This is a genomic window from Streptomyces sp. NPDC002232 (assembly GCF_042890295.1).
Taxonomy (GTDB): Bacteria; Actinomycetota; Actinomycetes; order Streptomycetales; family Streptomycetaceae; genus Streptomyces.
The window spans coordinates 205298-218357 of record NZ_JBIARV010000006.1 but is presented as its reverse complement, the minus strand read 5'-3'; the positions used below and the strand labels follow the sequence as shown (position 1 = coordinate 218357).

General features: G+C 71.4%; 10 protein-coding genes and 1 tRNA gene. 5 read left to right on the top strand and 6 right to left on the bottom strand.

Going from position 1 to position 13060, the window contains the following annotated elements:
- Nucleotides 1-43: 43 nt before the first annotated feature.
- Both ACFYXU_RS29210 and ACFYXU_RS29205 read left to right on the top strand, forming a co-directional pair.
- Nucleotides 44-1435, top strand: a complete 1392-nt coding sequence (locus ACFYXU_RS29210; protein WP_376508188.1) for a tetratricopeptide repeat protein — start codon at nucleotides 44-46, stop codon at nucleotides 1433-1435.
- Between the two features lie 86 nt (nucleotides 1436-1521).
- The gene (locus ACFYXU_RS29205; RefSeq protein ID WP_389460758.1) at nucleotides 1522-2529 is read left to right on the top strand and encodes a YdcF family protein; all 1008 of its coding nucleotides are present in this window, start codon (nucleotides 1522-1524) and stop codon (nucleotides 2527-2529) included.
- A gap of 27 nt (nucleotides 2530-2556) precedes the next feature.
- Here the strand turns inward: ACFYXU_RS29205 and ACFYXU_RS29200 are convergent, their stop codons facing one another.
- Both ACFYXU_RS29200 and ACFYXU_RS29195 read right to left on the bottom strand, forming a co-directional pair.
- Nucleotides 2557-4401, bottom strand: coding sequence for an alkyl/aryl-sulfatase (locus ACFYXU_RS29200; RefSeq protein WP_376508186.1), 1845 nt, complete (start codon nucleotides 4399-4401; stop codon nucleotides 2557-2559).
- Between the two features lie 197 nt (nucleotides 4402-4598).
- Nucleotides 4599-5723 carry a serine/threonine-protein kinase gene (locus tag ACFYXU_RS29195; protein ID WP_376508185.1) on the bottom strand — a complete coding sequence of 375 codons (1125 nt, stop codon included), beginning with the start codon at nucleotides 5721-5723 and terminating at the stop codon, nucleotides 4599-4601.
- A gap of 265 nt (nucleotides 5724-5988) precedes the next feature.
- Here ACFYXU_RS29195 and ACFYXU_RS29190 point away from each other — a divergent pair, with 265 nt between their 5' ends.
- Together ACFYXU_RS29190 and ACFYXU_RS29185 are read left to right on the top strand one after the other, a co-directional pair.
- The gene (locus ACFYXU_RS29190; RefSeq protein ID WP_389460755.1) at nucleotides 5989-6831 is read left to right on the top strand and encodes a glycosyltransferase family 2 protein; all 843 of its coding nucleotides are present in this window, start codon (nucleotides 5989-5991) and stop codon (nucleotides 6829-6831) included.
- Between the two features lie 301 nt (nucleotides 6832-7132).
- The gene (locus ACFYXU_RS29185) at nucleotides 7133-7438 is read left to right on the top strand and encodes a hypothetical protein (RefSeq protein ID WP_389460753.1); all 306 of its coding nucleotides are present in this window, start codon (nucleotides 7133-7135) and stop codon (nucleotides 7436-7438) included.
- 326 nt (nucleotides 7439-7764) lie between these two features.
- On the opposite strand, the gene ACFYXU_RS29180 is transcribed toward ACFYXU_RS29185, so the two are convergent.
- The 3 genes from ACFYXU_RS29180 to ACFYXU_RS29170 all read right to left on the bottom strand — a co-directional run bounded on the left by ACFYXU_RS29180 (nucleotide 7765) and on the right by ACFYXU_RS29170 (nucleotide 9567).
- Nucleotides 7765-7838 (bottom strand) — tRNA-Pro (locus ACFYXU_RS29180).
- 38 nt (nucleotides 7839-7876) lie between these two features.
- Nucleotides 7877-8611: a Pr6Pr family membrane protein gene (locus ACFYXU_RS29175; protein ID WP_389407730.1), complete on the bottom strand. Its 735-nt coding sequence runs from the start codon at nucleotides 8609-8611 to the stop codon at nucleotides 7877-7879.
- Nucleotides 8612-8628: 17 nt separating this feature from the next.
- Nucleotides 8629-9567: a metallophosphoesterase gene (locus tag ACFYXU_RS29170; RefSeq protein ID WP_376508178.1), complete on the bottom strand. Its 939-nt coding sequence runs from the start codon at nucleotides 9565-9567 to the stop codon at nucleotides 8629-8631.
- Nucleotides 9568-9641: 74 nt separating this feature from the next.
- Here ACFYXU_RS29170 and ACFYXU_RS29165 point away from each other — a divergent pair, with 74 nt between their 5' ends.
- Complete coding sequence (locus tag ACFYXU_RS29165; RefSeq protein WP_329854804.1) at nucleotides 9642-10106, top strand: GatB/YqeY domain-containing protein; 465 nt, start codon at nucleotides 9642-9644, stop codon at nucleotides 10104-10106.
- 215 nt (nucleotides 10107-10321) lie between these two features.
- On the opposite strand, the gene ACFYXU_RS29160 is transcribed toward ACFYXU_RS29165, so the two are convergent.
- Nucleotides 10322-12559 (bottom strand): transglycosylase domain-containing protein, encoded by a 2238-nt coding sequence (locus ACFYXU_RS29160; protein ID WP_376514263.1) that lies wholly within the window; start codon nucleotides 12557-12559, stop codon nucleotides 10322-10324.
- Nucleotides 12560-13060 lie beyond the last annotated feature (501 nt).

The following is a 13060-nucleotide window of genomic DNA, read 5'->3' as shown; positions in this document are numbered from 1 at the left end:
GTGCAGGAGAAGGGCGGAGAAGTGACACGGGGGCTGGAAACACATGTGGGCTGGAGCACCACGGGGGACCGAACTTCTGTGGGGTGAACACGTCGGTCTCGACCAGGTCGCCGCGGCGGAGCGCGGGTACGAGAGCTGTGGACCGGCCGAACGGCTCCTGTGGGAGCGGCTCTCCGTCTTCGAGGGCGCCTTCGGCCGCGAGGCCGTCCGCGAGGTCTGCGCCTCCGGCGCCCTTCCGGCCGGAGTGATCCAGGCGGTCCTGGACCGGCTCGCGCCGCACGCGCTCCTTCCCGTCGACGACCTCTTCGACGGCGAGGACGGCCTGCCCCGCTACTGGATGCCGCACCCGATGCGCGCCGTCGGCGCCCGCCGGCTCACCGCGCGCGGCGACCGCTGGGCCGTCCTCCTGCACCACCGCAGATGGTGCGTGAAGGTGGCCCGCAGGGCCGCCGACTGGTGGCAGCGGGGCCGGCAGCTCGACGCCCGGGACCTCGCGCTGCGCGAACTCCCCGACCTGGCGGCCGCCATGGACCCGACGACCGCACGGCTCTCGCCGGGCGCGGAGGCCGAGACGTCGGTCGAGGTCGCCGTCTCCCTGTGGTTCCTGTGGGTGGCCTGCGGCCGCGTCGCCGAGGGCCGCACCCGGCTCCGGCACGCCCTCAGCCTCCAGGAGGGGCAGCCCTCCGCCCGCGCCCTGTGGCTCGCCGCCTTCCTGGAGCTGGAGTCGGGGCGCCCCGAGGACGCCGACCCGCTCCTGGTACGGGCGTGGGCGGCGGCCGTCCGGGACGGCGACGAGCGCTGTCTGGCGCTCCTGGCCCATCTGCGCGGCGCGACCGCGCTCTACCAGGGGCGCACGCGCGCGGCGGAGGCCGAGTTCCGGGAGGCCCTCGCCCTGATGGAGGAGCACCCGGAGTTCGGGCCGACCCGGCGGGCCTGCTGGGTCGGGATCGCGCTCTCCCTGTGCCGCTCCGACCCGGACGCCGCGCAGGAGGCGCTGGACCAGGGCGACCTGGACCGCGAGAGCCGCCGGGCCTTTGTGGGCCGGGACATGTCCTCCGAGGCCTGGGCCCACCACGTACGGGCCGAACTCGGCGCCTGGGACGGGGACCGGGAGCGCGCCTCGGAGCACGCCCGGCGGGCCCTGCGGGAGCATCTGCGGCTCGGTTCCACGGTGGGCGCGGCCTGCGCGGCGGAGCTCCTGGCCCAGATGCGCGCCCTGGAGGGGCGGCGCGGCGCGGCCGCCCATCTCCTGGGCGCCGTGGACCTGTTGCGGACCTCCGTCTTCGACTCCTCGTACCGGCCAGCGGAGTACTGCGTGGTCACGCGCGTGCGGGGCGAGGAGGCCCTCGGCGCGCCCCTCGTCGACCCGGAGCTGCGGAGCGCGTACGAAGAGGGCGCGAGACGCGGCCTGTTCGCGCTGTCGGCCGAGGTCTAGGGCGTGTCGTCGGACCGGAGCGGAGTTGTCCACAGGCCGCGGCTCTCGTCGGCCCGGCCGTCGGTCCCGGTGCCTACGATGTCGCCATGATCGCCTTCGTCGTGGCCGCCGTCTGCCTCCTGCTCGCCATGGTCGGTGTCCTGCGCGACCGGCGCCGCTTCGGCAACGCCGTGTACCTCGGTCTCGCCGTCACCTTCCTCGGCATCGGGCTGCTCTCCGGCATCGACGACGCCCCTCCCGGTCTCGCCGAGACCGCGATGGTCCTCCTGGTGCTCGTGCTCGGCCTGGGCCCCGCCGTCCTCGCCGGACTGCTGTGCGCCAACGGCGTGAAGATGCTCCGCAAGGAGGGCAGGAGCCCGGCCAACCTCCTCGCGCTCCTCGCCGGACTCGCCATGTTCGGGGTCATGGGCCTCACGGCGGCGACCGCCGCCACCGGCTCCCCGGTCCTGGGCCTGATCACGGGGACCAGCCTGCTGCTCCTCGGCTACGTCTCGTTCCTGTTCGTCTGCTTCGTCGGCTACGCCTTCCTCTACGGCCGGCTGAGACTCCGCCGCGACGCGGACTACGTGGTCGTGCTCGGCTCGGGCCTGATCGAGGGACATCGGGTCCCGCCGCTCCTCGCGAGCCGCCTCGACCGGGGGCGCGAGGTGTGGGAGGCGCTGGCCGCCAGGAACGGGTACGCGCCCGTCCTCATCACCTCCGGAGGCCAGGGACCCGACGAGACGGTGCCCGAGTCCCACGCGATGGCCGACTACCTGATCGACGGCGGATTCCCGGCCGCGGCGGTGGTCCGCGAGGACCGCTCGCGCACCACCGAGGAGAACATGCTCTACAGCAGGGAGCTGATGGAGCGGGACAGGCCGGGCTCCGCCTGCGTGATCGTCACCAACAACTTCCACGCCTTCCGGGCCGCCCTGACGGCCCGGAGAGCGGGGATCGACGGACAGGTGGTCGGCTCGCCGACCGCCGCCTACTTCTGGCCCTCGGCCACGCTCCGCGAGTTCGCGGCGGTCTTCCTCCAGTACAAGGTCGTCAACCTGGGGATCTGCCTGACGCTGGTCCTGCTGGGCGTCCTGGCGTGGGTCGTCCGGTGACGGCTCATGCGGGGGCTCCTTCGCCGTTCAGGGCGTGACGATCGGGAACCGGGGATCGGGCTTCGTCACGTACGAGAAGAGCCGGGCGAGCAGGGCCGGGTCGCCCTCCACCCCGATCCCGAGCTCCTGGAGACTCCTCCCGGCGAGGAGGCCGAGCAGCTGGGCCTTCGCCAGGGTGAGGGTCAGTCCGGCGGGCGTCCGGGGCTCGGCGAGCACCCGGTGGGTGAGGACGCCGTGGCGCAGGGTGAGGCGCCGCAGCTCGCCCGCGCCGGTGGGAGCGCCCTCGTCGGTCAGGACGAGGTCGATCGTCAGGTCGTCGTCCCAGGCGCGCGGCCCGTCGACCGCGATGGCGATCGAGTCGACCAGCATCGGGACGGTCAGCGCCATCGCCATCTCGGGGTTCGTCATGTCGACCATGTCGCCGGTGACGCCCCGGCGGAGCTCCTGGGCGCCGCGCAGGTAGAAGTTCCGCCAGGTGGCGTTCTCGGCCCCGTACCCGAGCGTCTCGTACACCCCGGCAAGCGCGTCCTTCGCCTCCTCGTTGCCGGGGTCGGCGAAGACCACGTGATTGAGGAGGGTCGCGGCGAAGCGCGGGTCGCCGCCCTCCGCGTACGAGCGGGCCTTGGCCACCGCCTCGGCGGGGCCGCCGGCCACGTCCACGTACCGCCGCGCCAGCTCCACGGGCGGGTGCTCCCACAGGTGGGCCGGGTTGCCGTCGTACCAGCCGAGGTACCGCTGGTAGACCGCCTTGGCGTTGTGGCTGAGGGAGCCGTAGTACCCGCGGGCGTGCCAGGCCTTCTCCAGCGCGGGCGGCAGCTCGATCCGCTCGGCGATCTCGACGCCCGTCCACCCCTCGTTGAGCAGGCGGAGGGTCTGGTCGTGCACGTACGCGTAGAGGTCGCGCTGCTCCTCCAGGAAGCGGACCACGTTGTCGTGGCCCCAGGTGGGCCAGTGGTGGGAGGCGAAGCCGACGTCGTACTGACCGTGGAAGAACTCGATCGCCTCGTCCAGGTAGTGGGCCCAGATCCGGGAGTCCCGGACGACCGCGCCGCGCAGGGTGAGCACGTTGTGCATGTTGTGCGTGGCGTTCTCCGCCAGGCACAGGGCACGGTGGTCGGGGAAGAGGAAGTTCATCTCGGACGGGGCCTCGGTGCCCGGTGTCAGCTGGAACACGATCCGCACGCCGTCGACCGTCTCCTGCTGCCCGGTCTCCGTGATGTCCACGGTCGGCGGGATCAGGCTGATGGTGCCGGTGGAGGTGCCCTGGCCGAGGCCCACGCCGATCTGGCCGTCCGGCGCCTTCGGCAGGCCGACGCCGTACATGTAGCTCGCCCGCCGGGTCATGGCCGTGCCCGCGTACACGTTCTCGCTGATCGCGTGCTCCAGGAAGCCGGCCGGGGCGAGGATCGGGACGCCCTCCTCGGTGCCGTGCGGGAGGACGCCGCGGACCCCGCCGAAGTGGTCGCCGTGCGAGTGGGTGTAGATCACGCCGGTGACGGGCCGCTCGCCCCGGTGCTCCCGGTAGAGCGCGAGGCCGGCGGCGGCCGTCTCCACGGAGATCAGCGGATCGATCACGATCACCCCGCGCTCGCCCTCGACGAGCGTCATGTTGGAGAGGTCCAGGCCGCGGACCTGGAAGACGCCCGCGGTCACCTCGTAGAGCCCCTGGCGCGCGCAGAGCTGCCCCTGCCGCCACAGACTGGGGTGCACGGTGTCCGGGCAGTCGCCGCCGAGGAACGCGTACGCGTCGTTGTCCCAGATCACGCGGCCGTCTTCGGCCGTCACGACACCGGGGACGAGCGCGCCGAGGAAGCCCCGGTCGGCGTCGGCGAAGTCGGTGGTGTCGTCGAAGGGCGGCAGCGTGTCGCTCATGACCCGGGTGCTCCGTTCCGCGGGGGCGGTGATCGGCGTACCGGTCCATCTGAACACCGGGGTGGTACGACCGCACTCCGGAGCGGCGGGGGCGCCGGACCGTGCCGGGGCCATCGTCGTGCCGCCGGGAACGTACCGAGCCGCTCAGGCCGCGCTCACCCTGCCACCGGGATCGTACGGAGAGGCTCCGGGCCCGCTCAGGACAGCCAGGCCATCCCGATGATCAGGAAGACCACGAAGGCGATGGCCCCGGCCACCGCGGCCGTCTTGCGCGGGCGGCGACGGGAGATCTCCGCGAGCCGGTCGCTGGTGCTCGCCTGGCTCTGGCGCCGCCGCGCGGCGGGCGCGGAGCGGGTGACCGGCGGCCGGTTCGCCGGCGGCGGGGTCGGCGCGGGCGTGTGCGCCGCGGGCATGGGCAGGGGAGCGGGCCGCTGGGGCGCGTGGGTGCGGCCCCGGGAGTGCCCGGCGGGCTGATGGGACGCCTGGGGCGGCCCGGAGACACCCGCGGAGTAGGAACGCCAGGCGCCGGACGAGAACCAGTCCGCGATCGCCTGCGCCGAGGGCCGCTGCTCCGGTTGCTTGGCGAGCAGGCTCAGCAGGTACGTCTCGAAGGCGGGCGGCAGAGCGGCCCCGAGCCGGTTCGGCGGCATCGGGGCGGTGTCGATGTGCTGGTACAGCAGGGCGGTCGCGGTGTCCGCGCGGAACGGGGGTCTCCCGGTCAGGAGTTGATAGAGCACGCAGCCCAGCGAGTACACGTCCGAGGCGGACGACGCGGGCTGCCCGAGGGCCCGCTCGGGCGCGAGGTAGAGCCCGGTGCCCACGATCTGACCCGTCGTCGTGAGCGCGCCCGACGGATCGTCGACGAACCGCGCGATGCCGAAGTCGGCCAGCTTGACGGTGCCTTCGGCGTCGACGAGCAGGTTCCCCGGCTTGATGTCGCGGTGCACCACGCCCTGCCGGTGCGCGGCGGCGAGCCCGGCGGCGGCGTGCGCGGCGACCACGGCGACCCGCTCGGCGGGCAGGATCAGCGGATCGGCCGGGTTCCCCTGAAGGCTGTCGCCCTCCACCAACTCCATGACCAGGAACAGCTTTCCGTCCCAGGTGCCGAAGTCGAAGACGCCCACCACGTGCGGGTGGCTCAGCCGCGCGGCGGTCTGCGCCTCCAGGCGGAAGCGGTCGGCCGCGGAGGGGTCGGCGGCCTGGGCCAGCATCAGCTTCACGGCCACGGAGCGGCCCAGGACCTCGTCGGTGGCCTGCCACACCTCGCCCATGCCGCCCCGGCCGATACACACATGAAGCCGATATCGGTCCGCGACCAGCACCGGGAGACCACCCTTTCGACGATCGATCAACCTGACGGAAGAGAACCAGCGTAGAGCCGCCCGCCGCCGCCCCGCGCCGCGCGCCCCCCTCCGGGCTCCCGACGGGTGCACGACACCCGTGGTCCGGGTGAACGGAAGGTGTCCCCGGCCGGTTAGCATCGCGTGCCCGGAGCACGTTTCCGGGGCGAGTGCCGGAGCCGAGGCCCGGCGGACATGGACGGAGTGGGTCGTGGCGCGACCGCGTGTAGGTGTGGCGGTACTGACGATGGGCACGCGCCCGGCCGAGCTGCGGGCGCTGCTCGACGCCGTGGCGGGCCAGGACGAGCCCGCCGCCCGGATCGTCGTCGTCGGCAACGGCACCGGGTCCCTCCCGGCGCTGCCCGAGGGCGTGACCGGAGTCGAACTCCCCGAGAACCGGGGCGTCTCGGGCGGGCGGAACGTCGCGATCGAGACGCTGCGCTCCTTCGGCGACGTCGACATCGTCGTGGACCTCGACGACGACGGCCTCCTCGTCGACAAGGACGTCTTCCGTCGCCTGGCCGACCTGTACGAGGCGGACCCCGCGCTCGGCATCGTCTCGTTCCGCATCGCCGACGAGACCGGCGAGACCCAGCGCCGGCACGTGCCCCGCCTCGGGGCGAAGGACCCGCTGCGCGGCGGCGAGGTCACCACCTTTCTCGGCGGCGGGCACGGCCTGTCGATGCCGATGCTCGACCGGATCGGCGGCTGGCCCGAGGACTTCTTCTTCACCCACGAGGAGACCGACCTCGCCTGGCGGGCCCTCGACGCGGGGTGGAAGGTCCTGTACGCGCCGGAACTCCTGCTCCAGCACCCGAAGACCAGCCCGGCCCGGCACGCCGTCTACTACCGGATGACCGCCCGCAACCGTGTCTGGCTCGCCAAGCGCAACCTGCCGGCCCTCCTGGTCCCCGTCTACCTGGGCGTGTGGACCCTCCTGACCCTGGCCCGCACCCGCTCCCTGCCGGGCCTCAGGGCCTGGTGCGGCGGCTTCGCGGAGGGCGTCCGCCGCTCCTGCGGCCCCCGCAACCCGATGCGCTGGACCACGGTCCTCCACATGACCCGCCTGGGCCGCCCACCGGTGATCTAGGGAGCCCGCCTTCGGGGCCGCGACGCGGCGGCCCCGAAGGGCCCATGACCCGACGGACCAAGCCTCGGACGGGGCTGCTCCCTTGGGCTGCTGCGCCTCTCAGCTGCGACGACGGTTCGCAGACATCCGCGCTTGTCCACCGCTGTTCGTCGGCGTTGTCACGCAGTTAACAGTCAGAGCGAACAGGAGGAACGGTCAGTCCGATGATCCCCCTGACCCCCTCCTGGATCGGGCACGCGAGGGGCACCGTGATGGTCAGGGCGGCTGCTGAGCCCCCATGCCCTGCTGCTTTGATCGGAGCATGTCCCACTCTGATGATCCGGCCGGCGACAGATCTGGGCGGATGAGCCGTTCTGTCGTTTTCGGCGGGGCTTCCGTCGCGTTCTGGTTCTGCTGCCCGTTCTGGATGCTCGTCTGGGCTCTGGCCCTGCCGCTCGGCCTCACGGGCCTCGTCCTGGGCGCCATCGAATACCGCGCTGCCTCGCGACAAGGCGTCAGCCGTGCGCAGCCTCTGGTGGCCCTGGCGCTCTCGTCGGTGGGTACGGCGGCGGCCGTTGCGTACATGCTCTTCGTGTTCACCCATCCAGACCTGGCGATCCAGGAGTAGGTCGACGGAGTGGCGTCGGGGTGGAGCTGCCACGATGTGCCGCCTTCGCCGCATACTCGCTCTGGCCCTCATCCCGTCTACCGTCGGCCTCCCTACCGTGGAGCGTGCGCAGGTCCGGTGTCGGACGACACGCTCATCGGCCACGGTGACACCGGCACCGACGCGGAGCGACCACACCGGTGCCGTGGTCATGGACGGGATCTTCGGCGCCCACCCGCAGCGGCCGTAGACACGCGCGGAGCGGTGGTCACGCAGATGGACACGCAGACAGAAACAGGTGAGGCAGTTACTGGATTCAGTAACTGCCTCACCTGCTGTTTCGGCTGTCGGGGTGGCGGGATTTGAACCCACGACCTCTTCGTCCCGAACGAAGCGCGCTGCCAAGCTGCGCTACACCCCGATGTCGCTGCTTTGTTCTTCACGTCGCGGCGACATCGATTACTTTAGCCCACGCGCGCGCTGAGACGAAATCCGGTATTCGGGGGACCTCGGCGCAGGTCGGATGCGGTCCAGGCCGACGATCGCGAGACCGAGGACGTAGAAGGCCGCGCCGAGGACGACGGCGTTCGTGAGGACGCCCGCGTAGCCGTGGACGGTCACGTCGAGGAACGGGTACGGGTAGCGGGTGGGCGTGGCGGGGGAGACCAGCGCGCCGCGGACCAGGGCGAAGACGAGGTAGAGGCCCGGGGCCGTGAGCCACTGGGCAGCGTGGCGCCACCGGAGGGCGCCGGGCGCCGTGAGCAGGAGGAAGTCGAGCGCCGTGCCGATCGGGGTCACGGTGTGCAGGAGCTGGTTCGCGACGGCCCTCGGGCCCGTGAGCCGGGCGATCTCGGCGACCTGGTTGAACTCGCTCGCCTCGTTGTCGAGGACCAGGTGGAAGACGAGGCCGACCACCGCGACGCAGAGCAGTGCCCCGCCGGTCCACAGCGCGGGCGGCGGCGGCCGGCGGGTCCAGGCGCGGACCGCGCCCAGGCCGAGGACGACCCCGACCAGGATGTTGGACCAGACGGTGAAGAAGCTCAGGACGACGGGCACGTCCCCGTGGGCGCACTCGATGCCCACGCCCGTCGCCGCGGCCAGGGCGATCAGCGCCCGGAAGGCCGCCGCCCCGGGGCGGCGGCGCGGCGGAGGGAGGACGGCGGAGGCCGGCACGGCCGCGGGGCGGGGCAGCATGCCCCCACCGTAGGGGCTCAGGCGCGGGCGGTCAGGGTGAGCAGGGTGACCTCGGGCGGGCAGGCGAAGCGGACGGGGGTGTACCGGTTGGTGCCGCAGCCCGCGGAGACGTGGAGGTAGGAGGTCCGGTCGCCGACGGTGTGCGTGGAGAGCCCCTTCACCCGGTCGGTGTCCAGGTCGCAGTTGGTGACCAGGGCCCCGTAGAAGGGGATGCACAGTTGGCCGCCGTGGGTGTGCCCGGCGAGGAGCAGCTCGTACCCGTCGGCCGTGAAGGCGTCGAGCGCGCGCAGGTACGGGGCGTGCACGACGCCCACGGAGAAGTCCGCCGAGACGTCCGGGCCGCCGGCGACCCGCTCGTACCGGTCGCGCTTGATGTGCGGGTCGTCGAGGCCGGTGAACGCGAGCTCGGCCTGCGGCAGCTTCAGCCGGCCGCGGGTGTTGGTCAGGTTAACCCAGCCGGCCGCGTCGAACGCGTCCCGCAGGTCCTCCCAGGGGTTGTGGACGGCGCCGACGACCGGCGGGTTGCCGTTGAGGCCGTGCTTGCCCTGCACCTTCTCCAGGAGGTAGCGGGCGGGGTTGCGCGGCCGGGGGCCGTAGTAGTCGTTGGAGCCGAAGACGTACACGCCGGGGAACTCCATCAGCGGCCCGAGCGCGTCGAGTACCTCCGGCACGGCCTCCGTGTCGGAGAGGTTGTCGCCGGTGTTGACGACGAAGTCGGGGCGGAGCCCGGCGAGGGACTGCAGCCAGGCCCGCTTCTTGCCCTGGCCGCGGACCATGTGGATGTCGGAGACCTGAAGGACCCGCAGATCGCGCATGCCGCGCGGGAGGACCGGGACCGTCACCCGGCGGAGCCGGAAGGAGCGGGCTTCGAAGCCGGCCGCGTAGACGACTCCGGCCGCCGCCGTCGCCGTGAGGCCTGCCGTGATCTTCAGGGGGATGCCGTACCGTGCGCGCATCCCCCCATCGTCGCAGACCCGCTGAGCCGAAATGCGCGGGCGGTTCGGGTGGCGCACCTGCCACACTTGACCCCATGACCACGCTCAAGGCGAAGCTGAAGGACGACCTCAACGCCGCGATCCGGGAGCGCGACGAACTGCGCTCCTCGACCCTGCGGCTCACCATCACCGCGATCCAGAAGGAGGAGGTCGCGGGCACCACCAAGCGCGAACTCTCCGACGACGAGGTGCTGAAGGTGATCGCGAAGGAGGCGAAGAAGCGCCGCGAGGCCGCGGACGCCTTCGCGAAGGGCGGTCGCCCCGAGTCGGCCGAGCGCGAGAAGGCGGAGGGCGTCCTCCTCGACGCGTACCTGCCGAAGCAGCTCAGCGACGAGGAGCTCGACGGGATCGTCGCGGCGGCCGTCGAGGAGGCGAAGGCGGGCGGCGCCGAGGGGCCGCGCGCCATGGGCGCCGTCATGAAGATCGTGAACCCGAAGGTGGCCGGCCAGGCCGAGGGCGGCCGTGTCGCCGCCGCGGTGAAGAGGCTGCTCGCGGGCTGAGCCCGAGGAGTACGTACGGAAGAGGGCGACTCGCGGGCTGAGGCCGAGCAGTACATACGGAAGAGGGCGGCTCGCGAGCTGAGCCCGAGGAGTACGTACAAGAGAGGGCTGCTCGCGGGCTGAGCCCGAGGAGTACGTACGAGAGAGGGCGCCCCACCGGTCAGGTGGGGCGCCCTCTCCCGTCTCGGCGCGTCAGCGCCGGCGTGTCGGCCGGGTCAGTGGTTTCCGCCGCGGCCGTTGCCGCGGCCGTCGCCGCCACCGATCAGGTCCGTCGGGAAGGTGATCCCGGGGATGTTCGGCTTGGTGTCGGCCGGCTTGCCGTCACGGGGCTTGCGGGGCTTGTTCGGGCCCTCGTCGCCCTCCTTCGGGTCCTTGGGCTTGTCGGCGCGCGGCACGGACACCGGGACGAAGGACGGGGTCTGGCCGGCGTCCAGGGCGCCCGTCATCGCGATCTTCCAGATGGGGCCGGGGAGGCAGCCACCGCAGACCTTGTCGTAGTACTCGCCGCCGATGGTGATGTTGTACATCGACTTCTTCTCGCCGACGTCGTCACCGACCCAGACGGCCGTGGACAGGTTCGGGGTGTAGCCGACGAACCAGGCGTCCTTGCGGTCGTTGGTCGTACCGGTCTTGCCCGCGTTGTCGCGGTCGCTGAGGCCGGCCTTCGTACCGGTGCCGTCCTCGACGACGCCCTTCAGCATCTGGTTGACGGTGTCGGCGGTCCGGTCGCTCATGGCGCGCGTGCACTTGGTCTGCGGCACGTTCAGCTTGTCGCCGTTGGCGGCCTTGATCGACTCGATGGCGATCGGCGTGCAGTAGATGCCGCGGTTGGCGAAGGTCGCGTAGACGGACGCCATGTCGAGCGGGGTGCTCTCGACACTGCCGAGGGTGGCGGAGGGGCTCTGCTTGATGGGCTTGCCCAGCTCGCGCTCGTAGCCGACGTTCTTCGCCATGGTCAGCGTCTCGCAGAGACCGGCCATCCCCTCCAGGCGGGCGAAGTAGGTGTTGATCGACTTGCCGAGGGCGCTCGTCATGTCGAAGACGCCCTTCTCCGACTCCATCTCGTTGTTCACCTCCCAGTTCGCGTAACCGGAAGGCTTGCCGTCGCAGCGGCGGTAGTCGCTCTCGTCGATGTTGATCTGCGCCGGGTCGTTGAAACTCGTCGCCGGGCTGATGCCCTTCTCCAGCGCCGCCGCCGCCGTGATCGGCTTGAAGGTCGAGCCGACCTGGAAGCCGTACGTCGTGCCGCCCATCTTGCTGCCGACGGCCAGGTTCAGCGTCGTCTGGTGCTGCTTCTGGTCCAGGCCGTACGGGCGGGACTGGCCCATCGACAGGATGCGGCCGGTCTTGGGCTGGACCTGGACCACCGAGGCGGCGACCGGGTCGTCCTTGTTGATCTTCGCGATGGCGGCCTCGTTGGCGGCGGCCTGCGCCCGCGGGTCGAGCGTGGTCCTGATGGTGAGACCACCCAGGTTCCACAGCTTCTGGCGCTCCTCGGCGGTCTTGCCGAAGGTCGGGTCGCTGAGGATCGTCTTGCGGACGTAGTCGCAGAAGAAGCCGGCGCCGTTGACGGCGGTGATGCAGCCGTTCTTCGGGGTCTTGACCTTCAGCTTGAGCGGAGTGGCCTTCGCCTTGTCCGCCTCCGCCTGGCTGATGTCCTTCACGTCGGCCATCCGCTGGAGAACCACGTTGCGGCGCTTGGTGGCTTCCTGGATGTCGTTGATCGGGTCGTAGCGGCTCGGGGACTGGACGAGACCGGCCATCATCGCCGCCTCGCCCAGGGACAGGTCGGCGGCCCGCTTGGAGAAGTACCGCTGCGAGGCGGCCTCGATGCCGTAGGCCTGCTGCCCGAAGAACGTGATGTTGAGGTAGTTCTCCAGGATCTTCTTCTTGCCCAGCTCCTCCTCGACCTGGATCGCGAACTTCAGCTCGCGGACCTTGCGGCCGATCGTCTGCTGGGTGGCCTGGGCGACCTTCTCGGGGTCGTCACCGGCCTCCTCGACGAAGACGTTCTTCACGTACTGCTGGGTCAGCGTGGACGCGCCCTGCGCGACCCCGCCCGACTGCGCGTTGCGGTTGATGGCACGCAGCACGCCCTTGAGGTCGATCGCCCCGTGCTCGTAGAAGCGGCCGTCCTCGATCGCGACGATCGCCTTCTGCATGTACGGGGAGATCTTGTCGATCGGCACGACCTTCCGGTCCCGCGAGTACACCGTGGCGATCTGACCGCCCTCGGCGTCCAGGATCGTGGTGCGCTGACTCAGCGGTGGGGTCTTCAGGTTGGAGGGGATCTCGTCGAACCCTTCCACCGTCCCCTTCGCGGCCAGTCCGAGTGCACCGGCCGCGGGCAGGGCGATGCCCGCCAGCACGGCTCCGGCGAGCACACTCACACCGAGGAACTTGGCGGCCTGCTGGGTCCCGGTCAGACCACCGCCCGAGCGCTTCTTTGCCATGGGGGCAGCCTAATCCGTAGTGATGTGCGATCCGCAGGAGCAGGGGCCTCTCGGAGCGTTCGAGTACCAGACCGTGACATCCGGGCGCCGCCGGGCCGCCGAGGCCACGACGTGGATCGGTGCGCGGGGCGGTGCGGATGGTGGTGGCTGTCCCGTGGGCGCCGGGCCGATGTCTGAGTGCGTCCAGGAGCTCGACGCGATCCTGGAGCCGGTCACCGGAGAAGAAGGAAGGCGGGTTCTCATTCGCCGGACACGCGCATATGCCTTGGCCTAAGCTGCTCCCAACTGTCACAGCAGTGTGGTCGCGCATCAAGACCCGTGCGTGACATCGGTATGAATTCCCGTGACCCCGAAACACGGGAAGCTCGTGCCCGATTCCGGCTCATGCGTCACACGGTGTCCGAAGTGGAACCGTCGAGGTCGGACATATCTGAGGGATATGTCCGCTTCCTCACGTATGTCCTTCGATCACTCCCCTGGGTGATCTGACGCGCACGCATA